Annotated in this window: 24 protein-coding genes; 13 read left to right on the top strand and 11 right to left on the bottom strand. The window is 72.2% G+C overall.

Annotation, left to right across the window (positions count from 1 at the left end):
- Positions 1-91: 91 nt before the first annotated feature.
- Complete coding sequence (locus QR78_RS12585; protein WP_053220899.1) at positions 92-847, bottom strand: outer membrane protein; 756 nt, start codon at positions 845-847, stop codon at positions 92-94.
- A gap of 429 nt (positions 848-1,276) precedes the next feature.
- Here QR78_RS12585 and QR78_RS12580 point away from each other — a divergent pair, with 429 nt between their 5' ends.
- The 6 genes from QR78_RS12580 to QR78_RS12555 all read left to right on the top strand — a co-directional run bounded on the left by QR78_RS12580 (position 1,277) and on the right by QR78_RS12555 (position 5,942).
- The gene (locus tag QR78_RS12580) at positions 1,277-1,462 is read left to right on the top strand and encodes a twin transmembrane helix small protein (protein ID WP_048427861.1); all 186 of its coding nucleotides are present in this window, start codon (positions 1,277-1,279) and stop codon (positions 1,460-1,462) included.
- A 135-nt stretch (positions 1,463-1,597) separates the two neighbouring features.
- Positions 1,598-2,188, top strand: a complete 591-nt coding sequence (locus QR78_RS12575; protein WP_048427860.1) for an acyloxyacyl hydrolase — start codon at positions 1,598-1,600, stop codon at positions 2,186-2,188.
- Between the two features lie 184 nt (positions 2,189-2,372).
- Positions 2,373-2,948 carry a cob(I)yrinic acid a,c-diamide adenosyltransferase gene (locus QR78_RS12570; RefSeq protein ID WP_048427859.1) on the top strand — a complete coding sequence of 192 codons (576 nt, stop codon included), beginning with the start codon at positions 2,373-2,375 and terminating at the stop codon, positions 2,946-2,948.
- Between the two features lie 232 nt (positions 2,949-3,180).
- Positions 3,181-3,930 carry an electron transfer flavoprotein subunit beta/FixA family protein gene (locus QR78_RS12565; RefSeq protein ID WP_048427858.1) on the top strand — a complete coding sequence of 250 codons (750 nt, stop codon included), beginning with the start codon at positions 3,181-3,183 and terminating at the stop codon, positions 3,928-3,930.
- Positions 3,931-3,973: 43 nt separating this feature from the next.
- Complete coding sequence (locus QR78_RS12560; RefSeq protein WP_048427857.1) at positions 3,974-4,924, top strand: electron transfer flavoprotein subunit alpha/FixB family protein; 951 nt, start codon at positions 3,974-3,976, stop codon at positions 4,922-4,924.
- A gap of 136 nt (positions 4,925-5,060) precedes the next feature.
- Positions 5,061-5,942 (top strand): 3-hydroxybutyryl-CoA dehydrogenase, encoded by an 882-nt coding sequence (locus tag QR78_RS12555; RefSeq protein ID WP_048427856.1) that lies wholly within the window; start codon positions 5,061-5,063, stop codon positions 5,940-5,942.
- A gap of 55 nt (positions 5,943-5,997) precedes the next feature.
- On the opposite strand, the gene QR78_RS12550 is transcribed toward QR78_RS12555, so the two are convergent.
- Positions 5,998-6,738, bottom strand: coding sequence for a hypothetical protein (locus tag QR78_RS12550; protein ID WP_048427855.1), 741 nt, complete (start codon positions 6,736-6,738; stop codon positions 5,998-6,000).
- Between the two features lie 345 nt (positions 6,739-7,083).
- On the opposite strand from QR78_RS12550, the gene QR78_RS12545 reads away from it, so the two are divergent.
- Positions 7,084-7,764 carry a hypothetical protein gene (locus QR78_RS12545; RefSeq protein ID WP_048427854.1) on the top strand — a complete coding sequence of 227 codons (681 nt, stop codon included), beginning with the start codon at positions 7,084-7,086 and terminating at the stop codon, positions 7,762-7,764.
- A gap of 192 nt (positions 7,765-7,956) precedes the next feature.
- Positions 7,957-8,724 carry a glyoxalase superfamily protein gene (locus QR78_RS12540; RefSeq protein ID WP_053220898.1) on the top strand — a complete coding sequence of 256 codons (768 nt, stop codon included), beginning with the start codon at positions 7,957-7,959 and terminating at the stop codon, positions 8,722-8,724.
- Positions 8,725-8,736: 12 nt separating this feature from the next.
- On the opposite strand, the gene QR78_RS12535 is transcribed toward QR78_RS12540, so the two are convergent.
- The 3 genes from QR78_RS12535 to QR78_RS12525 are packed head-to-tail and all read right to left on the bottom strand — an operon-like array spanning position 8,737 to position 12,049.
- Positions 8,737-9,738, bottom strand: coding sequence for a hypothetical protein (locus tag QR78_RS12535; RefSeq protein ID WP_048427853.1), 1,002 nt, complete (start codon positions 9,736-9,738; stop codon positions 8,737-8,739).
- A complete protein-coding gene (locus tag QR78_RS12530) occupies positions 9,735-11,690 on the bottom strand; it encodes an AAA family ATPase (RefSeq protein WP_048427871.1) in 1,956 nt (651 codons plus the stop codon). The genes QR78_RS12535 and QR78_RS12530 overlap by 4 nt, the downstream gene beginning before the upstream one ends.
- Positions 11,691-11,698: 8 nt before the next feature.
- Positions 11,699-12,049, bottom strand: coding sequence for a hypothetical protein (locus QR78_RS12525; RefSeq protein ID WP_244276414.1), 351 nt, complete (start codon positions 12,047-12,049; stop codon positions 11,699-11,701).
- A 222-nt stretch (positions 12,050-12,271) separates the two neighbouring features.
- Between QR78_RS12525 and QR78_RS12520 the strand changes: the two genes are divergently transcribed.
- From QR78_RS12520 to QR78_RS12505, 4 genes are all read left to right on the top strand, one after another.
- Positions 12,272-12,679: a hypothetical protein gene (locus QR78_RS12520; protein ID WP_048427852.1), complete on the top strand. Its 408-nt coding sequence runs from the start codon at positions 12,272-12,274 to the stop codon at positions 12,677-12,679.
- Between the two features lie 83 nt (positions 12,680-12,762).
- Positions 12,763-13,050 carry an acylphosphatase gene (locus tag QR78_RS12515; RefSeq protein WP_048427851.1) on the top strand — a complete coding sequence of 96 codons (288 nt, stop codon included), beginning with the start codon at positions 12,763-12,765 and terminating at the stop codon, positions 13,048-13,050.
- 12 nt (positions 13,051-13,062) lie between these two features.
- A complete protein-coding gene (locus QR78_RS12510) occupies positions 13,063-13,770 on the top strand; it encodes a DUF599 domain-containing protein (RefSeq protein ID WP_048427850.1) in 708 nt (235 codons plus the stop codon).
- The gene (locus QR78_RS12505; RefSeq protein ID WP_048427849.1) at positions 13,760-14,023 is read left to right on the top strand and encodes a DUF3253 domain-containing protein; all 264 of its coding nucleotides are present in this window, start codon (positions 13,760-13,762) and stop codon (positions 14,021-14,023) included. Before QR78_RS12510 ends, QR78_RS12505 begins: the two co-directional genes overlap by 11 nt.
- A 7-nt stretch (positions 14,024-14,030) precedes the next feature.
- Here the strand turns inward: QR78_RS12505 and QR78_RS12500 are convergent, their stop codons facing one another.
- The 5 genes from QR78_RS12500 to epmA form a co-directional block, all read right to left on the bottom strand.
- Positions 14,031-14,819 carry a YdcF family protein gene (locus tag QR78_RS12500; protein WP_048427848.1) on the bottom strand — a complete coding sequence of 263 codons (789 nt, stop codon included), beginning with the start codon at positions 14,817-14,819 and terminating at the stop codon, positions 14,031-14,033.
- Between the two features lie 40 nt (positions 14,820-14,859).
- Entirely contained in the window at positions 14,860-15,567 is a 708-nt protein-coding gene (locus QR78_RS12495) for a ribonuclease activity regulator RraA (RefSeq protein ID WP_048427847.1), read from the bottom strand.
- A gap of 105 nt (positions 15,568-15,672) precedes the next feature.
- Positions 15,673-16,290: a glutathione S-transferase family protein gene (locus tag QR78_RS12490; protein ID WP_048427846.1), complete on the bottom strand. Its 618-nt coding sequence runs from the start codon at positions 16,288-16,290 to the stop codon at positions 15,673-15,675.
- Positions 16,291-16,307: 17 nt separating this feature from the next.
- The gene (locus QR78_RS12485; protein WP_048427845.1) at positions 16,308-17,369 is read right to left on the bottom strand and encodes a lysine-2,3-aminomutase-like protein; all 1,062 of its coding nucleotides are present in this window, start codon (positions 17,367-17,369) and stop codon (positions 16,308-16,310) included.
- A complete protein-coding gene (gene epmA / locus QR78_RS12480) occupies positions 17,366-18,433 on the bottom strand; it encodes an EF-P lysine aminoacylase EpmA (protein ID WP_048427844.1) in 1,068 nt (355 codons plus the stop codon). Before epmA ends, QR78_RS12485 begins: the two co-directional genes overlap by 4 nt.
- A gap of 155 nt (positions 18,434-18,588) precedes the next feature.
- On the opposite strand from epmA, the gene efp reads away from it, so the two are divergent.
- The gene (gene efp, locus QR78_RS12475; RefSeq protein ID WP_048427843.1) at positions 18,589-19,158 is read left to right on the top strand and encodes an elongation factor P; all 570 of its coding nucleotides are present in this window, start codon (positions 18,589-18,591) and stop codon (positions 19,156-19,158) included.
- Between the two features lie 18 nt (positions 19,159-19,176).
- On the opposite strand, the gene QR78_RS12470 is transcribed toward efp, so the two are convergent.
- Complete coding sequence (locus QR78_RS12470) at positions 19,177-20,160, bottom strand: acetyltransferase domain-containing protein (RefSeq protein ID WP_048427869.1); 984 nt, start codon at positions 20,158-20,160, stop codon at positions 19,177-19,179.
- Positions 20,161-20,460 lie beyond the last annotated feature (300 nt).

Raw genomic sequence — 20,460 nt, 5'->3', positions numbered from 1 at the left:
GCAACGAGAAGCGGCGCGGTCCCGAGAGACCGCGCCGCTTCTCGTTGCGCCGTTCGATGGGAGCGGGGCCGTGGCCCGCGGCCCCGCTCGCTCAGTTGAACAGGTTGAAGTGGTAGTTGATGCCGACCTTCAGCAGGTGGGTGTCGAGGCCGGTGCGGGCGCCGAACTGGGTGCCGAAGGCGCGGAAGCGGACGTCGCGGCCGAGATCGGCGTAGAGATACTCGCCCTTCACCGAGAGGCTCGGGGTGATCATGTATTCCAGGCCGGCGCCGACGGTGTAGCCGTCGACCGGGACCGAGGCGTTGAAGGAAGCCGGCAGCACGAGGCCGGGTCCGGTGGCGATGCCGCGGACGCCGATCTCGGTGAAGGCCCAGCCGCCGGTGGCGTAGGCGAGTAGCGGACCCCAGGCATAGCCGATGCGGCCGCGGACGGTGACGAAGTAGGTGTCGGTCTTCAGGCCGCCATTGGCGCTGGCGGTCCCCGCCGAGGCACGGAACTCGTTGTGGATGTCCGAGTAGTTGGCGTCGGCCTCGACGCCGACCACGAAGCCGTTGTTGGGCGTGAACTGGTAGTTGTAGCCGACGGTGCCGCCCGCCACGAAGCCGGCGGCCGAGACCTCGGCGCGGGAGGCCGGCAGGGCGGCCGGACGCGGGGAGGTCGTCGAGGCGCGGAAGTCGCCGCCGACGGCGCCGCCCGCGTTCACGCCGGCATAGAACCCGGTCCAGGTGAAGGCCGGCGGAGCCACCGGGTAGACCGGCGGCGGGGCGACGCGGCGCGGGAGATCGGCGGCATGGGCGGCGCCCGCCAGCGCGAGCAGGCCGGTGGCGGCGAGCAGATAGGACTTCACGTGAACAACCCCCATGGTCGTCGGGCCGGCCGGATCATGCCGTCGCCGCCCGGTTCGGATGGCGCGCCGGGCGGACGCATTGCTGCATCGCAGCAGCCCGGCGGCCCCACACAATCATGGTGGGCTGTTCAAGGCTATCGCATTTGCGCAACACTGGAGCCTGCAGTCAAAGCTGAATCAGAGGTATATGCGCTGCCACAATTGTGGCGATGACTTTGGGACAGGTCGACAATGATGCGGGTGGGACGATCGGTCGAGCATGGCCCGGGCGCGCGGATGGCGCCCGAGCGGACGGACTGCCGCGCCGTCCTCGGCGCTCGCCCCTGCGGCGCGGAGCCACCTCCCCGGGCGGTCCCGATCCGCCCTATCAGGCCGTGCACCCCTCGCGCGCCCTGCCCCGGGTGACGTGCCGCCACGAGTTCGCGCCCGATGTCCAGCAACACCGTCGTCCTCATCGCCTGCCTCGCGGTCGCCGCGGTGCTGCTCCTCGGGCTCGTCAACATGCTGCGCGGCGGCAGCCCCAATCTCTCGCAGCGCCTGATGCGGCTGCGGGTGGTGCTCCAGCTCGTCGCGATCGTGGTGATCATGGGGGTGCTGTGGTGGCGCGGCGCTTGACCCAGCGCGACTGTGGCGAGCCGGTCGCACGGGGTGGAAAACCATGCGCGCGCGGATTGCGCGGCGAGACGGGACGGGAGCGGGAGGACTAGGGTGAATCCCGCCCCAGCCACGGGGCGGTGGACCGTTCGACAGATGCGCGTAACCCTTCCGAGCCTTGCCGCGGCGATCGTGCTGGCGGCTCCGGCCGCCCAGGCCGCCGACCCCTCGGCCCTGGTGCCGTCCTACCGGCCGCCGGTCCAGCCCCTCAGCATCGTCTCGGAGTTCCGCATCGGCGGCTCCGCCCAGGACCCGGGCAGCAACGAGAAGAACACCAGCAACATCAACGGCGAGATCCTGTTCGCCAAGCCGGTCACCGGGCTCGACCGGTTCTGGGCCGCCTTCGTGCCGCGCCCGACGGTGGGCGGCAGCTACAATTTCGACGGCCGCACCAGCTACGCCTATCTCGGCGCGACCTGGACCGCCGACATCACCGACCGGATCTTCGTCGAGGGCTTCTTCGGCGCCGGCTTCCACGACGGCTATACCGGCCCGAAGGCCGGCGTGCCCAAGACCTTCAACGCGCTCGGCTGCAACCCGCTGTTCCGCGAGGCGGCGGCCGTCGGCTTCCGGCTCACCGAGCACTGGAGCGTCATGGCGACGATCGAGCACATGTCGAATGCCGGCCTCTGCGTCACGAATCGCGGCCTGACCAATTTCGGCGGCAAGATCGCCTACACGTTCTGAGCGCCGACACGGTCTGAGCGCCGACACGGTCTGAGCATCGACACGGCCCGATGCCCTGCGCGGCGTCGAAGATGAAGCCGGGTCCGGGCCGGCCCGACGATGGTGGCCCTGGCGCCGCGGCGGCGGGCCGCTAGAACAACGCTCGTGACGGCGGGCTCGAGGTCCGCCGAAGGGAGCCTGGCCCGTGGTCGTTCTCAACCGCATCTATACCCGCACCGGCGATACCGGCACGACGGCTCTCGCCAGCGGCGAGCGCCGCTCGAAGGCCGACCTGCGGGTCGAGACCTACGGCACCGTCGACGAGACCAATGCCTGCCTGGGGCTCGCCCGCCTGCACACCACCGGCGACCTCGACGCGATGCTCGGGCGGATGCAGAACGACCTGTTCGATCTCGGTGCCGACCTCGCCACCCCGGAGACCGGGGAGCCCCTGTCCTACGAGCCGCTGCGGATCGTCGCCGCCCAGGTCGAGCGGGTCGAGCGCGAGATCGACGCGCTCAATGCCGGGCTCTCCCCCCTGCGCTCCTTCGTGCTGCCGGGCGGATCGGCCGCGGCGGCGGCGCTGCACCTCGCCCGCACGGTCTGCCGGCGGGCCGAGCGGCTGGCGGTCGCCCTCGCCGCCACGCCGGGCGAGACGGTCTCGCCGGTGGCGATCCAGTACCTGAACCGCCTGTCGGACTTCCTGTTCGTGGCCGCCCGGGTCGCCAATGACGGCGGAGCCGCCGACGTGCTGTGGGTGCCGGGCAAGACCCGCACCTGAGATACCCCCTCCGGGCGCTGACAGGCACGGTCGCCCGCGCGGGCAGCACGGGTCCCGCGCAGGTGCCGCGGGCTGCACTTAACGGTGGGGCGGGGCCCCGCCGGCGCGCGTTGACAATTGCGAAAATCGGCCGCTACGGTCCGCGCCACCGTGCTCCATCGGGGATGATCGCTGGCCGGCCGAGGGAGGGCCCGGCCATCATCGTCCCTTCGTCCTGAAGGATGCGACGATCATGAAGGTCCTGGTGCCCGTCAAGCGGGTGGTCGACTACAACGTGAAGATCCGGGTGAAGCCGGACGGTTCCGGCGTCGAGCTTGCCAACGTCAAGATGTCGATGAACCCCTTCGACGAGATCGCCGTCGAGGAGGCGATCCGCCTCAAGGAGAAGGGCAAGGCCACGGAGATTGTGGTGGTGTCGATCGGCCCGCAGCAGGCGCAGGAGACGATTCGCACCGCGCTCGCCATGGGCGCCGACCGCGGCATCCTGGTCAAGACCGACGCCGCCGTCGAGCCGCTCGCCGTTGCCAAGCTCCTCAAGGCGCTGGTCGAGAAGGAGAGCCCGGATCTCGTCATCCTCGGCAAGCAGGCGATCGACGACGATTCGAACCAGACCGGCCAGATGCTCGCCGCGCTGCTCGGCTGGCCGCAGGGCACCTTCGCGTTCAAGCTCGAGGTGGCGGACGGCCATCTCGACGTGACCCGCGAGATCGACGGCGGCCTGCAGACCCTGAACCTGACGCTGCCGGCGATCGTCACGACGGACCTGCGCCTCAACGAGCCGCGCTACGCGTCGCTGCCCAACATCATGAAGGCGAAGAAGAAGCCCCTCGACACCGTGGAGCCGGAGGCGCTCGGCGTCGACGTGAGCCCGCGGCTCAAGGTGCTCAAGACCGTCGAGCCGGGCGGCCGGAAGGCCGGCGTCAAGGTCGCCAGCGCCGCCGAGCTCGTCAACAAGCTGAAGGTCGAGGCCGGCGTCCTCTGACGAGGGCGCATCGGCATCCCTGGAAAGGAAGGAACGACACGCCATGACCACCCTCCTGCTGGTCGAGCATGCCGGCGGCGCCGTGAAGGACGCCAGCACCAAGGCCCTGACGGCGGCCAAGCAGCTCGGCGCCCCGGTCCACGCCCTCGTGGTCGGCGCCGATGCGCAAGGCGCGGCCGAGGCCGCCGCCAAGCTCGACGGGATCGAGAAGGTTCTGGTGGCCGCGGACGCCGCCTTCGACCACCTCCTCGCCGAGCCGACGGCGTCGCTCGTCGCCGAGCTTGCCGCCTCCTACGACACCGTGATCGCCGCCGCCTCGACCGAGGGCAAGAACGTGCTGCCGCGCGTCGCCGCCCTCCTCGACGTGGCGCAGGTCTCCGACATCATCAAGGTGGTCGGTCCCGACACCTTCGAGCGGCCGATCTACGCCGGCAACGCGATCCAGACCGTGCAGGCGACCGACGCCAAGCGGGTGATCACGGTGCGCACCGCCGCCTTCCAGGCGACGGCCGAGGGCGGGTCCGCCGCCCCGGTCGAGGCGGTGTCGGCCGCGTCGGCGCCCGCCGCGAAGTCGTCGTTCAAGGGCGAGGAGATCGCCAAGTCCGACCGCCCGGAGCTCGCCGGCGCCCGCATCATCGTGTCGGGCGGCCGCTCGCTCGGCTCGGCCGACAAGTTCAAGGAGCTGATCGAGCCGCTCGCCGACTCGCTCGGCGCTGCGGTCGGTGCCTCGCGCGCGGCGGTCGATGCGGGCTACGCCCCGAACGACTGGCAGGTCGGCCAGACCGGCAAGGTCGTGGCGCCGGACCTCTACGTCGCGGTCGGCATCTCGGGGGCGATCCAGCACCTCGCCGGCATGAAGGACTCGAAGGTCATCGTCGCCATCAACAAGGACGAGGAGGCGCCGATCTTCCAGGTCGCCGATTACGGCCTCGTCGGCGACCTGTTCAGCGTCGTGCCGGACCTGCAGCAGGAAATCGCCAAGGCCAAGGGCTGAGGCAGACCGCCCCTCGCGCACGTAACCGTGCGAGGGGCGGCATCGAGACCCCTCCGGGCTCCCCTGGAACCCTTCGCATCTGCGAAGGCGCGATGATATGAACGGTCTGGACCGCGTGGCGGGAAGGCAGGGTGTGATGGGCATCGAGATCAAGACGGTCGGGATCATCGGGGCCGGCCAGATGGGCAGCGGCATCGCCCATGTCTGCTCCCTGGCCGGTCTCGACGTGCGGATGAACGACCGCGATCCCGAGCGCCTGAAGAACGGGCTCGCCACCGTCAACGGCAACCTGCAGCGTCAGGTCTCCAAGGGGGCGATCACCGAGAGCCAGCGCCGCGACGCGATCGAGCACATCATCGCGGTCGATTCCTTCGACGATTTCGGCCCCTGCGACCTCGTGATCGAGGCCGCGACCGAGGACGAGACGATCAAGCGCAGCATCTTCAGCGCGCTCTGTCCGTCCCTGCGCCCCGAGACGATGGTGGCGACCAACACCTCGTCGATCTCGATCACGCGCCTTGCCGCCTCGACCGACCGGCCGGAGCGCTTCATCGGCATCCACTTCATGAATCCGGTGCCGGTGATGCAGCTCGTCGAGCTGATCCGCGGCATCGCCACCGAGGACCCGACCTACGAATCGGCCAAGGCCTTCGTGCGGCGCCTCGGCAAGATCGTGACGGTGTCGGAGGATTTTCCGGCCTTCATCGTCAACCGCATCCTGCTGCCGATGATCAACGAGGCGATCTACACCCTCTACGAGGGCGTCGGCTCGGTCGATTCGATCGACACCGCGATGCGGCTCGGCGCCAACCATCCGATGGGGCCGCTCCAGCTCGCCGACTTCATCGGCCTCGATACCTGCCTGTCGATCATGCAGGTGCTCTACGAGGGCCTGGCCGATTCGAAGTACCGCCCCTGCCCGCTCCTGGTGAAGTACGTCGAGGCCGGTTGGCTCGGCCGCAAGACCAAGCGCGGCTTCTACGATTACCGCGGCGCGGAGCCGGTGCCGACCCGCTGAGGGCGGAGCGCACCGGGCGTCTCTCGCTCCCGCGCCGTCCGCGCGGCCGGGCGGATCACGCCACCGCGGCCTTCCGGGACTTGGCCGTGTTGCGGGCCGGCCAGCCGAGAGCGACGAGCCGGGCCTTGGCGTGCTCGCGCACCTCGTCGCGCAGGCCCGGCGCCATCGCCGCCAGCGCGGCCTGGGTCTCGGGCGCCAGCATCAGGTCGGTGACCGCGTTGATCGACTGCGCCTCGTCGATGCGCGCCGTCAGGTCGGCCTCGCTCGCACCGCCGTTCATTTCGGCCTGCGGCAGCTCGGCGTCGTTCGCGACCTCCGCCTTGCGGTCCCCCTCCGGCGCCGGCTCGGCCCGGCGCGCCGGGGCGTTGGCGGCCACGAGATCGGGACGGCTCGCCTTGAACTCGTCGGCCTCGTCCTCCGAGTAGAGCAGGCCGTGCAGGCCGGCGAGCTTGAGGATCACCCGGTCCTTCGCCCGCTTCTCCGCCATGGCGAAGACGTAGGCCGCCTGGCGGCCCGAGACGCGGTAATTCACGCCGATCAGCGCCTCGCCGATCGACCATTCGGTGCGGTCGCCGTTCGGGCCCGGCATGTGGCCGGTCACCAGGATCACCGCCTCGTCACGCTCCGCCCGCACGATCACCGGCGCGTCGAAGCGGATGCGGGCCTGCACGGCGATCCGTTCCAGGGCCTTGTGGTAGATCACGGCGGTGCCCTGCACGCGCCAGACGTTGCCGGCGAGCGGCTCGCCGTAGGTGGCGAGGATGTCGGCGATCTGCTTGTCGGTGGTTGCGCTCATCTCGATCGATCTCACCTGCTGACGGCGGGCTCCGGGCGGGCCGGACAACTCGTTCCGTCTTTGTTCTCTAGCATGCCGACCCGCGATGCGCGAGCGATTTCGCGAGCTTGCCGGCAGAGGATGCCGGGGCAACGACGGATTTTTCGTCGCAGTGCCGGCGCGATATCGTCCCGACGCCAAGCTGCCGCAAGATCGTCGATCCTACATCGCAGCGTTCCTCGGCATATGAGAATTTGGCCGCGTTGCCGAACCCGATTGTGTTCGCTAAATGTTCCTATCATGGAACGTCACCTCGACTGTATCGGTTCGTGTGACGCCCCACGCCCCTCCTCTCCGGAGCGCCGCATGAGCACGCCCGCCCTCCTCGATTCGTCGGCCCTGCTGGAGCGGCCGGGCCAGCGCCGCAGTGCCGTGCGCAGCCCCTCGCCCAGGCGCGGCGCTCCCCTCGTCGCCGCGGTGCCGCGCCAGGCCCTGATCGCGGATTTTCTCGCCATCGCGGCCCTCGATCCGGGGGTGGAGCGGCTGAAGGCGGCGCCGGCGCCGATCCGCCTGCCGCTGGGCGACGCGGTGATCGAGCACGCTGCCGATTTCGAGCAGGTCCGCACCGACGAGCCGGGCCTTCTCGTCGACGTGGTGGCGGAGGCCGATCTGAGCCGCCATCCCTTCCGCACCGCCTACGTGGCGGGCGAGCCGGTTGTGGCCGAGGACGGGCGGCGCTTCATCATCGAGAGCGCGGCCTCGCTGCGGGCGGAGCCCCGGATCTCGACGGTGCGGCTGATCATGGCGTGCCGCCGCACCTACGTCTCGGCCGGCGACCGGGTGCGGATCCTGCACCACCTCGACGAATGCGGCACCGGCCGCCTGGTCGATTGTGCCGGCATGGCGATCAACGCCCAGGACGGCGTGGCGGCGGTGCTGGCGCTCGCGGTCGAGGGCCTGGTGGCGGTCGATATCGGCCGTCCGATCCTGCCCGAGACCGCCGTGCGCCGCCGCCCGCTGCCCTACCCGGATCCGTTCGGGTTCTGAGGCTGGCTTGACGTTGGGGCCGGTTCGCGGTCTGATCGCCCGCAAGGCCGATGCAGCCTGCCGCCTGCGCCCCGTCCGGGGTTCGGTGAATGCATCCCGCGAGGCGCTTCCGTCCTTCCCCGTCCGTCGGGCGAGCCGGTCAGCAAGGCAGGCACTGATCCCCTTGGTTCGCCCGCGAGCAGGGATGGGATCATGCGCACCTATCACCACGCCAAGGCGATGGCCAAGAGCCTTCGCGAGGAACTCGGGCGGCGGGGCACGGCTCTTTCGCACGGCGAATGCCTCGAGATCGTCGCGCGCCTCTTCGGCCTCGACAACTGGAACGTGCTATCCGCCCGCCTGGCGACCTCGCCCGAACCGGCACCGGCCGTGCCCCTGGAGCGGCCCGCCGGCTGGATCGTCTCCGGCTCGAAGCCGCACCTCTACGAGGCGGGCATCGATCCCGCCACGTCCCATGGCGGCGGTCGCGCGGCGCTGATCCGCTGCCGCTACGCCGAGGACGACCCGACCTACGCGGCGATGGAGAAGGGTTTCGCCACGCTGATGCAGAGCATCGCGGCCGCGCCCTATCGCGGAAAGCGGGTCTGCCTGAGCGCCGAATTGCGGAGCCGCGACGTCGTCGGCGCCGCGACCCTGTGGCTGCGGGCCGACGCCGCGACCGGGCGGAGCGTCGCCTTCGACAACATGGAGGAGCGCTCGGTCGACGGGCCACTGACGGGCACGCGGGGCTGGACCGGCCGCCGCATCGTGCTCGACGTGCCGGAGACGGCGGAGAGCCTGCATTTCGGCTTCTATCTCCGCGGCAGCGGCGAGGCCTGGGCCGGCGGGTTCGCGCTGCGGGAGGCCTCGCCCGAGGACGGGGAGGCCGCCCGCGCCCGCATCAGCCCGGCGCCGGTGAACCTCTCGATTTCGCCGAGCCCTGGCGGGGAACGGGCACGGCACGCTGAGGACCGAGCGTGAGGGCGCGGGGCGTCAGGTCCCGCGCCGCGCCACCGCCGCCTCGACGAGCGAGCGGATCGCCGCCCGGACCGGCTCCGGGGTCGCGTCGCGCAAGAATTTCGCCTCGATCTCCTCGCGGATCAGGGCGCCGTCGTCGCTGCGGGCGAGGTCGGTGGCGGTCTCGGCCTGCAGCAGCGACACGAAGGCGCTCTCGATCCGGCCGATCGCCTCGGGCGAGGCATCGGCGGCGACCTGCCGGCCGGTGAGGTCGAAGACGTCGGCGACGTAGGGCAGGCGCTCCTCCGTGAGCGCGAGGTCGCCCGCGAGTACGAAGACCGCGGGGATGTGGGCGATCAGGTCGACCGAGCCGCGGGTGATGTTGCCCGGGTTGAACCAGCGCGTCTCGCCGACCTGTACCGGCGCATGGCGCTTGTGGACGTGGCCGTTGATGGCGAGCGCGCAGCCGTGGATCGCCTCCGGCGGCTTTGCGCCCGGATAACCCGCCCCGAAGGCGAGGTCGTGGTGTGTGAGCCAGACGACGGCATCGGCCTGCGGGATCAGCCCGCGCACGTCCGGGGGGATCGCCTGACCGAAGGGCGTGGCGCCGAGGCCGAGGCGGCGCCCCGCCACCGCGTAGAGCGCCGCCGGGCCGGATTCGGGGACGGCGTCGAGGACGTCGCTCACCGCCAGCATCGCCAGGCTGTCGCCGTCGGAGAGGCGGGTGTGGCGGATGTCGTGGTTGCCGACATTGGCGAGCGGCCGGTGCCGGAAGCCTTTGAGGATCCGGATCAGGCGCGACTTCAGGCTCTCGTCCGGCTCCACGGGCCGCTCGAACAGGTCGCCGAGGAGCACGGGTGCGAGGTCGCGGGCATTGGCCAGCGCGATGCAGTGCTCGAGCTTGTTCAGGACCGGCGCCGGCCAGTCGGGATCCTTCCGCCTCCCGGGCCGGCGCGACGAGACGTGAGGATCGCCGATGACGAGGAGGCCGGCGCACGCCACCGGCGCGGCGTCGAGCCGCTCGCGGCCGAGGATCATGCGGCGTCTCCCCTACCGGAGTGGCGGTGGCCGGCAAGCAGCGAGGCGGGGGCGACCGGTGTGCCGCAGGCCGGGCAGCGTCCGCCGGTCGCGGCGAGGACCATCTCCATCTCGGCCTCCGCGACGGCGAGTCCGTCCCGGGCCGCGGCCGCGCGTCCCCGCGCCTCGGCGAGACGCCGGCCGGTCTCGGCGAGGCGCTGTGCCGTCGTGGCGGCGTCGGGTCGGAGCACCGGCCGGGGCGCCGCGTCCGGCAGCCCGGCGAGGACCGAGGCGCGGGCCTCGGCCTCCGCGAGGGCGGCGCGCAGGCGTCGCAGCCGCGCGGCATGGAGGGTGTTCCGCGCGGTGTCGTGCGGCACCGGCGCCTGGGCCGGCAACCGACCGAGGGCTGCCGCCCTGTCGCGCGCCGTCGCGAGATCGTCGGCCGTCACGAGCACCCGGCGGCCGAGGGCGGCGCGGTGGCGCGCCTCGGCCAGCGCGCGGCCGATCTCGGCTCCGGTCTCGGGCGCCGGCAGATCCGCCAGCACCCGGGCCCGGGCGGCGGCCCCGGTGGCGAGACGCTCGGAGCGGGCGAGGCGGTCGGCCAGGGCCTCGCGCTCGCGCAGGCGCGCTTCCGCGGCGGCGAGCGCCTCGGCCCGCGCCCGGAGCCCACCCAGGGTCTCGGCCAGGGCGTCGAGGTCGTCGAGGGGCCCGAGCGCCTCGCGCAGGCGGGCGATCTCACGCTCGCCCTCGCGGATCGTGCGCTGGTCCTCCGTCACCCGCTCGCGCTGCAAAGCCTGCATGTCGCGCACGAGCCCGGCCTCGCGGCCGATCGAGAGCACGGCCGAGCGCCGGGCCGGCTTCTCGCCGAGCAGGAAGACCGGGAATTTCTGGTGCGCCACGTGGACGTCGAGATCCTCGACCCGGGTGATGCCGAACAGCCGCTCGACCCAGGGCGGCACGTCGCGGCCGCCGGTCTCCAGGGTGGTGCCGTTCTCCCGCACCAGCGCCCCGTCGGCCTCGTGCAGCGACCACAGGTTGACCGGGGTGCGCTTGGGCTGGCGGACGTAGCGCAGCAGCCGACCGTCGGCGACGCCGATCTCGACCCGCGCGGCGCTCGCGCCCGCCCGCACCAGGCTGTCGCGCACCTCGCCGTAGAAGACCGCCCGCAGGGCCCGGATCACCGTCGACTTGCCGTGGTTGTTGGGGCCGACGAGAGCGTTGACGCCGGGGGCGAGCGGCAGCGTCGCGTCGGCAAAACCCTGGACGTCGACCAGGCGCAGGTAGCGGAAGCCCGGCGTCTCCGGGCTCCAGGCCGCCGCGCAGGCAGCGGACGGCCCCACGATCGCGACGCCGGTCTCCGGCCGCCCGGCGATCCGGCTGACCGTGAGGTCGGCGCCGAAGCCCGCCACATCGTGGTGGGAGATCGCCAGGCACTGCACGCCGAGCTTGGCGGCACTCTCCTCCAGCACCTGGTAGAAGGCCGGCACCCGGTCGGGAGCGATCCAGCAATCGGCTTCGTCGAGGGCCAGGAAGCGTCCGACCCCGGCCTTGACCACGGCGATCAGCCGGAGCGCCATGCCGACCACGTTGGTCATGGCGCCGCCGTTGTCCTCCAGCACGTCCTCCCGGCCGCCATCCGGGCGCTCGACCCCGATATCGAGGGCCGGCAGCCCGCGCTCGGTGGTGAGATCCAGGCGTACCGGCTTCTCGCCGGGCAGCACCTCCTGGACGAGGGCGGTGAGCAGGGTCTCAAAGGTCGCGACGCTGCGGCGGTTGGCCTCCTGCTGCAGCTCGCGCAGGTAGGTGTCGACCGCGTCGCGCTGGGCGAGACGCCCCTTGGCGGCGGCCACCTCCCGGGTCCGGACGGCCAGGGTCTCGCGATCGCGGTCGCGGGTCGCCTCCAGGCGGGCGAGCAGGCGGCCGGCGCGGGAGAGCGCGTCCTGGCGGTCGGCGGGGGCCGGGGAAACGGTCAAGGCCGCGGTCACCGCGCGGTGTCGAGGGCGGAGAGACGGTCCTGCACCGCCCGCAGGGCCTGGGCGAAGTCCTCGACCCGGCGGGCGTTCTCGGCCCGGGCCTCCTCGATCATCCGGCGGATCTCGGCCTCGTCGTCGGTGCCCAGCTCCTCGCGGGCCTGGGCTCGCGCGGCGGCGAGTTCCGCGGTCAGGCGCTCGACGTCGCTCTCGGCCCGGATCCGGTCGGCCCGCAGGCGCTCGTAGGCCGGCTGCAGCGCCTCGAGGCGACGCAGGGCCTCGACGTCGGGACCCGCCTCCCGGGGACCCTGATCCTTCTCCTGCCCCTTGCGGCCGCGCTCCATCTCGGTCCTCGTTCCCATGCCGGGCCTCATGCCGGGTCTCATGCCGGTTCCCACGGCGGAACCGATGGGCCGGAGGTGGCACCCGGACCGACCTTTGGCAACAGCGGCGCCGTTCGAGAAATGTTCGCCGCGCCCTGTTGACGACCTGTGCAAATCAGACCAGTGTTCCGGTAATGTTCCATGCGACGAGCCGGCCCGGGAGGCGGCACGGCGTCGCAACGGAATCGTGGGAGACCCGGCATGGAGACCACCCGCCTGGAGAACGTCGCGGCCGAGGCTGCCCCGCTGTTCGAGAACCGGGACTGGTGCCTCCACGCGGACGGGCTGGAGCACCGCGGCACCGGCTACTTCATCGACCGCGCTGCCCTCGCGGCGCGGCGGCCGGACGGCTACTGGGAATGGCCGCTCCACCTCTCGGAGAAGAGCTGGTGCGGCGTGCGCAGCTTCCGCGAGGCGTTCTCGGCGGCGCTCGGCGCCTTCGGCATCGCCCCCGACCGCAAGCTCACCCTGTCCTTCGCCCTCGGCTTCGGCACGCGGGTCGGAGGCGCGGCGCCCGACGCCTTCGTGCCCCTCGCCGACCTCGTGCGTCCCCGTGCGCCGGCCCCCCGCCCGGCCCTGGTCCGCCCGCTCGTCGCCGCGAGCGCCTGACGGCGCGGAACCGCGCTCTCCCCTCGCGGCGAAATATGCTCTAGAGCCCGCCCCGGGTGACGCCGTACGGGGAGTGGGCGAGCGTGAGCGGGCAGCGCAGCGTGGAGATCGTCGTCCGGGGCCGCGTCCAGGGCGTGGGCTACCGGGCCTGGACCAAGGGCGTGGCCGAGGCCAAGGGCCTCGTCGGCACCGTGCGCAACCGGCTCGACGGCAGCGTCGAGGCCCGCCTCGCCGGACCCGCCGAGGCGGTCGCCGCGATGATCGAGGCCTGCCGCGAGGGTCCGCCCGGGGCGCGGGTCGCGGACCTCGCCGTGAGCGAGGCTGCTCCGCCCGCCGGCACGCGCGGCGTGCAGATCCTGCCGACGGCCTGACGGCGCCCGGCCATGCAACCGGATCTGGGCTTGAGCAGCTTCTCGCTCCTCGATCTCGCCGCCCTCGTCTGCTTCCTGTCGGCGTGGTTCGGCTATTCCTACGCGGTCGAGCATCTCGCCGGGGGCAAGCGCAGCCTCAACGGCATGATGAACCGCTACCGCCATGCCTGGGCCGACCAGCAGATCGTGCGCGAGAACCGGGTGGTGGACACCACCATCAACGCCTCGCTGCAGAACGGCACCGCCTTCTTCGCCTCGACGGCCCTGATCGCGCTGGGCAGCGCGCTCACCCTGTCGCGGTCCACCGACGACGCCCTGACCCTGTTCTCGACCCTGCCCTTCGGCGCGCCGATGACCCGGGCGGTGTGGGAGATCAAGGTGGCGGGCCTCGCCCTGATCTTCGTCTACGCGTTCTTCAAGTTCGCCTGGGCCTACCGGCTGTTCAATTACGGCGCCATCCTGATCGGCGCCGTGCCGCCGCGCGACGGCGACCCGGTGCGGATCGAGCGCGCGGCGCGGCGGGCCGCGGCGATGAACGTGGTGGCGGGCGGCCATTTCAACCGCGGGCAGCGTGCGTTCTTCTTCGCGCTGGCGTATCTCGGATGGTTCGTCAGCGCCTACGTGCTGTTCGCCACCACCGCGATGGTGCTCACCGTGATGTGGCAGCGCCAATTCGCCTCCGACGCCCGCCGGGCCCTGCAGGACCACGATGATCCCTGACGATTACGAGATCGAGCTGACGTTGGTGCGCCTCGTCGAAGAACGCGGCGCCGACAAGTCCGTTTGCCCCTCCGAGGTCGCCCGCGCGCTCGGCGGCCCCCACCCCGACGGCTGGGGCCCGCTGATGCAGCCGGTCCGCCGCCAGGCGGTGCGCCTGATGAAGGCCGGCCGCATCGCGATCCTGCGCAAGGGCAAGGTGGTGGACGACCCGGACGATTTTCGCGGGATCTACAGGCTGTCGCTGCCGCGGTAAGCCGGGATCACGGCCCCGGAAACACCGCCTCGGTGTAGCCCGAGGCCCGGTAGGCCGCGAGGCCGAGCCATTCGCGCACCGCGATGTCGAGCTCGAACAGGCCGTCGCCGGCCGTGGCGTGGATCGTGAGCGCGCCGGGACCGGTGCGGTAATCGACCGGGTAGGCCGCCACCGTGAAGCCGGCGCGGCGGAAGCAGCCGACCGCCCGCGGCATGTGCCACGCCGAGGTGACGAGGAGCCAGCGCTCGCCGGGCTTCGGCTTGACCAGTGCGGCGCTGAAGGTCGCGTTCTCGTGCGTGTTGCGGGACCGGTTCTCGTAGGTGATCCGCTCCGGCGGGACGCCGAGGGACGCGGCGTGGCGGCGGGTGATCGCGGATTCCGACACCGCCCCGTCTCCGGTGAGCCGGCCGGAGCCGCCGGCGAAGACGACGGTCGCGGCGGGGTAGCGCCGGGCGAGGTCGCCGAGCGCGATCATCCGTTCGCCGGCATCGTTGACGACGAGCTGGCCGCGGGCGGCCGACAGGCCGGTCTCGACCGCGCCGCCGAGCACCACGATCCCGGCGACCGGGACGCCGTCGTCGCGGAACTCGGGAAAGCGGTTCTCGAGCGGGCCGAAGACCAGGGAAGCCAGCGGCGAGACGCCGCCGGCGAGGAGCGCGAGACCGCAGAGGGCGGCGAGACCGGCACCGAGGCGCCGCCAGCGCAACGCCAGCCCCGCCCCGGCGACGACGAGGAGCAGGAGCAGGTTCGAGGGCGCCGCGAGGAACCACAGCACCTTCGAGAGCACGAAGAACATCGGGACGGTCCCGGCCGCGCGATCGATCAGGCCTTGGTGGTCATTGGGCCTTGTTGGTCTCGGCCTCGTAGCGGGCACGGGTCTCGGCGTTCGGCGGGTAGAGACCCGGCAGGGGCAGGCCCTTGTCGACCTCGCGCATGATCCAGAGTTCGAGACGCTCCTGCTCGACGGCGGCGAGCGCCACCTCCTCGGCGAGCGCCGCCGGGATCAGCACCGCACCGTCGCCGTCCGCCACCACGATGTCGTTCGGATAGACCGCGACGCCGCCGCAGCCGACCGGCTCGCCCCAGCCGACGAAGGTCAGGCCGGCGACGGAGGCCGGCGCCGCCACACCCGAGCACCAGACCGGCAGGCCGGTACCGTCCACGCCCTCGCCGTCGCGCACGACGCCGTCCGTGACGAGCGCCGCGACGCCGCGCTTCTTCATCCGGGCGCACAGGATGTCGCCGAAGATGCCGGCCTCCTGCACCCCCATCGCGTCGACGACCGCGATGCAGCCCTCGGGCATCGCCTCGATCGCCGCGCGGGTCGAGGTCGGGCTCGACCAGGATTCCGGGGTCGCCAGATCCTCGCGGGCCGGCACGAAGCGCAGCGTGAAGGCCGGGCCGACGATCCGCTGTCCGGCGGCGAAGCGCGGCATCGGCCCGCGCATCCAGCAGCGGCGGATGCCCTTCTTCAGGAGCACGGTGGTGAGGGTGGCGGTGGTGACGGCCTGCAGGGCGTCGAGGAGCGTCTTGTCGAGCGGCATCGGGCCTTCGGGAGCGTGGGGAGAAGGGACGGTTCGAGACGTAGCCGATCCGGGAGGACGCGGCCACGCCGTCAGCGCATGGCCCCGCTCCGGCACGGCCCGGCGTCAGCTCAGCGGCGGCAGCGCCGAGGCGGCGGCCGGGCGGGTGCGGATCCGCTCGTACCAGGCCCGCAGGGCGGGCCGCTCGATGCGCGGCACGTCGAGGTGGAGCCAGCGATGCGCCGCGGCGCCGGCCGCGATGTCGGCCGCGGTGAAGCGGTCGCCGACCAGGAAGGGACGGCCCATCAGGTGCGCGTCGAGGAGCGCCGCGCACTCCTCCGAGGCCGCCACCGAGCGGTCGATGACCGCCTGGTCGCGCTGCTCGGCCGGGGTGCGCACGGTCTGCCAGAACGCGTCCCGGGTCGCGGGCGTGAAGCGGGTCGCCTGCCAGTCGAGCCACTGGTCGACCAAAGCCGCCTCGCGGGGATCCTCGGGCCAGAGGCCGTGCGCCGCCTGCCCGCGGGCGAGGTAGCGCAGGATCGCGTTCGACTCCCACAGGACGAAGCCGTCCTCCTCCAGCACCGGCACGAGGCTGTTGGGGTTCATCGCGACGTAGTCCGGGTCGCGGACGCGGCCGAAGGCGCCGCCGGCCTCGACCCGCTCGTAGGCCAGGCCGACCTCTTCGAGCCCCCACACCGCCTTCTGCACGTTGACGGAACTCAGCCGTCCCCAGAGCCTGCGCATGGCGTGTCCTCCTCGGTTTATTCCGAATCGATCTCGCGTGGATCGATGTCGGGCGGGTAGGCGTGGCGTCCGCCCGCCGGGTCGGTGACGGTCCAGGCCGCGGCCCCGCCCGCCAGGTAGCCCGGCCCCACCGGCACCTTGCCGTATCCGCCCGGGATGTCGAGGACGTAGGTCGGCTGGGCCAGACCGGACAGCCGCCCGCGCAGGGACCGCATCAGGTCCTGGCCGTGGTCGAGGGTGGTGCGCAGATGGCCGGTGCCGGGGGCGAGGTCGCCGTGATGCAGGTAGTACGGCTTGATCCGGTTCTCGACGAAGGCCCGCATCAGGGCCGAGAGGGTGTCGGGATCGTCGTTGATGCCGGCGAGCAGCACCGATTGGCTCACCATCGGGATGCCGGCATCGACCAGCCGGGCGATCGCCCCGCGCGCCGCGTCCGAGAATTCCCGCGGGTGGTTGGCGTGGAGCGCCACGAACACCGCCCCCTCGAAACGCTTGAGCGCCGCGATCAGGTCGGCCTCGACCCGGGCCGGATCGACCACCGGCACTCGCGTGTGCAGCCGCAGGACGCGGACATGCGGGATGTCCCGCAGCGCCTCGGCGATGCGGCCGAGCCGCCGGGGCGAGAGGACGAGCGGGTCGCCGCCGGTGACCACCACCTCCCAGATCTCCGGACGGGCGGCGATGTAGGCGAGGGCAGCGTCGAGCTCCGCCTCGGTCAGGCTGCCCTGCCCCTCCGGGCCCACGACCTCACGGCGGAAGCAGAACCGGCAATAGACCGGGCAGACATGGAGGGGCTTCAGGAGCACCCGGTCGGGATAGCGGTGGACGATGCCGGGGAGCGGCGCATGGGCCTCGTCGCCGATCGGGTCGGCGCGCTCCTCGGGCGTGGTGACCAGCTCCTCGGCCCGCGGCACGAACTGGCGGCCGATGGCGTCATCGGCCTCCGCGATCAGCTCGGCCATGGCCGGGGTGATCGCTACCGCGTAGCGCGCCGCCACCCGCTCCAGGGCCGGCAGCCGCTCCGCCGGCACGAGGCCGGCCGCGGCGAGGTCGCGGGCGCTGCGGATCGGTCCGCTCACCGGGGATCCTCGGAACGGGGATACTCGGCGACGGGCGTCCAGATCACGTCCTCGATCCGGCGGGCGCCGGTCGCCAGCATGACGAGCCGATCGAAGCCGAGCGCGATGCCGCTCGCCTCCGGCATCTGCGCCAGGGCAGCCAGGAAATCCTCGTCGAGGGGGTAGCGCTCGCCGTAGACGCGCGCCTTCTCGTCCATCTCGGCGGTGAAGCGGCGGCGCTGCTCATCGGCATCGGTCAGCTCGCCGAAGGCATTGGCGAGCTCGACGCCGCAAGCATAGAGCTCGAAGCGCTCCGCCACCCGCGGATCGGCGGGGCTCGGCCGGGCGAGCGCCGCCTCGGGGATCGGGTATTCGCATAGGATCGTCGCCCGGCCGCGGCCCAGAGCCGGCTCGACCCGCTCGACCATCACCCGGCTGAACAGGTCGGCCCAGGTGTCGTCGGGGGCGGTGCGGATGCCGGCCCGGTGGAGCGCCGCGGCGAGGCCCGCCCGGTCGGTTGCCCCGTCCGGCGCCACCGTCGCCAGGAGGTCGATGTCGGCGTGGCGATGGAACGCTTCCGCCACGCTCACACGCTCGGGCTCGGCGAAGGGATCCGCCTCGGTCCCGCGCCACGCGAAGACCTTGGCGCCCGCCGTCTCGGCGGCCAGACCCAGGACGGCGCCGCAGTCGCGCATCAGGCTGTCGTAGGTCTCCCCCGCCCGGTACCATTCGAGCATGGTGAATTCCGGGTGGTGCAACGCCCCGCGCTCGCGGTTGCGGTAGACCGGCCCGAGGCTGAACAGCCGGGGCTCGCCCGCCGCCAGGAGCTTCTTGCAGGCGAATTCCGGCGAGGTGTGCAGGTAGAGCGGATGCGCCGTCCCATCCGGCGCGATGCCCTGCGTGGCGAAGGCAGACAGATGCGCCTCGTTGCCGGGCGAGACCTGGAGGATCGCCGCCTCGACCTCGACGAAGTCGCGGGTGGAGAACCAAGCCCGCAGGGACGCGGCGATGCGGTTGCGGGCCATGAGCCGCGGCCGGCGGTCGGCGTGGACGTGGGGGGCCCACCAGGGCGAGGCGGAGGTCATGGTGCGGATATCATCGAATGGCGGGCGACTGGCGGTCGCGCCTGAGATGCGATAGGGCGGGCCGAAGGCATCCTCTGCCGGCGCGGCGCTCGAACGTGCGCGGCTTGGCGGACGCCGCCGCTTTCTGTCAACGCTTCCAGTCCAGGATTCGCCCCGTGCCGAAGGTCATCGCCAGTTCTCTCCGCAAAGGCAACGTCGTCGACAAGGACGGCCGGCTCTACGTGATCCTCTCCGCCGAGAACATCCATCCCGGCAAGGGCACGCCGGTGACCCAGCTCGACATGCGCCGCATCACCGACGGCGTGAAGGTCTCGGAGCGCTACCGCACCACCGAGCAGGTCGAGCGCGCCTATGTCGAGGACCGGGAGCACACCTTCCTGTACAGCGACGGCGAAGGGTTCCACTTCATGAACCCGGAATCCTACGAGCAGCTCGCCGTGCCCGAGGACGTGATCGGCGACATGGCTCCCTACCTCCAGGAGGGCATGGCGGTGATGCTCTCGACCCATAACGGCGTGCCGCTGGCGCTCGAGCTGCCGCAGCGCGTCACCCTCGAGGTCACGGACACCGAGCCGGTCACCAAGGGCCAGACCGCCTCCTCGTCCTACAAGCCGGCCACGCTCTCGAACGGCGTGCGCACCCTGGTGCCGCCGCATATCGGCACCGGCACCCGCATCGTCGTGATGACGGCCGACGGCTCCTACGTCGAGCGCGCCAAGGACTGATCGCCGGAGGGCGGGCGGCTACCCGCCGCCCGCCGCGTGGAAGCAGGCCCGGGACGCGACGATCGCCCGGCCCTGCTCCTCCGCCGAAAAGCCGCCGCCGGCCCGCCACAGACCCTCCGCGCGCAGGCGCCCGACGACGCAGCGCGCCGCCACCCGACAGGCCGCCTCGCCCCCGCCGGCCTCGGCGCAATTCGCCCGGTACTCGCGCAGGAACTGCGCTTCCCCCGCCCGCGGATGCGGCCCGGTGAGCGTCGCGACACCGTAGAGCAGCCCGAGCAGCACCGGCTGGTGGATCAGGTAGACGGCGAGGCTGTGCCGCCCGGCCGCCGCGCCGAACCGTGCGATCCGCTCCCGCGGCGCCCAGGTCCCGAGCCGCGAGGTCGCGAGCCGCGGCAGCCCGAGCCGGCCGAGCCCGACCCCCGCCAGCACGAAGCCGAACCAGGGACAGAGGGGCACGTAGTCGTTGGTGGTCGGCACCGTCGCGCCGAGCCCGAGGAACAGGAGCCCGGGCGCGTCGAGGACGGCCGGCGCCCCCATCCATGCCGCGAGCGTCGGTCCGGCGAAGACCAGGGCGGCGGCGAGCCCGACGAGCGGCAGCGGCGCGACGAGAGCCGGCAGCGCCAGCACGCTCGCGACGGCGATGCAGTGCAGGATGCCGAAGAAGATCCACGAATCCGGAAACAGGAAGACGGTCGCGAGCGAGATCGCGCCCGCCGCCGCCGCGATGCGCGCGAGCCGCATCAGATAGGGGCGCCACGCCCCGGAGCGCCCCGGCCGGGCGAGCACCAGGCTGATTCCGACGAGGACCAGGAAGCTTCCGGCGATGCCGTGGGCCGCCGCCCGGCCGACGGGCGTCAGGGCGAAATTCTCGGGCGTCAGCCGCAGGAAGCCGAGATCCCAGGTCAGGTGGTAGAGCGCCATCGCCAGGAGCGCGACCCCGCGGGCGAGATCGATGGCCGCGAAGCGCCGGATGGGCAAGGCTGGAGACGATGAGGTCTGAATCGCGGTTCTCCCGGACGACGCACGGGCGCCGTCATAGCCGAGCCTCGGCCGAGGCTCGCCATCCAGGCCCCTTCCTGCGGCGAAAACGCGCAGTCCTGCCCTGTGAGAGCTGGGAATCGCCACAACTACCGGGTAGCGACCCCACATCATGCCTCCCGCGATTGCAGGATGCGCGGCAACGAGGCGACATCGGCGGGGAACGGGGCCGGTCCAGTGTCTCAACTCGGCGGATTTGGGCTTCCCCCGAGTCATGACTTTGTTAATCTGCCGGTGAAGCGCGCGACGCGATTCGAGTGGGTT

Origin of the sequence: Methylobacterium indicum (genome assembly GCF_001043895.1) — a bacterium.
Classification (GTDB): domain Bacteria; phylum Pseudomonadota; class Alphaproteobacteria; order Rhizobiales; family Beijerinckiaceae; genus Methylobacterium; species Methylobacterium indicum.
Note: the sequence above shows the minus strand (reverse complement) of the source record. Positions and strands in the feature narration are given on the sequence as shown.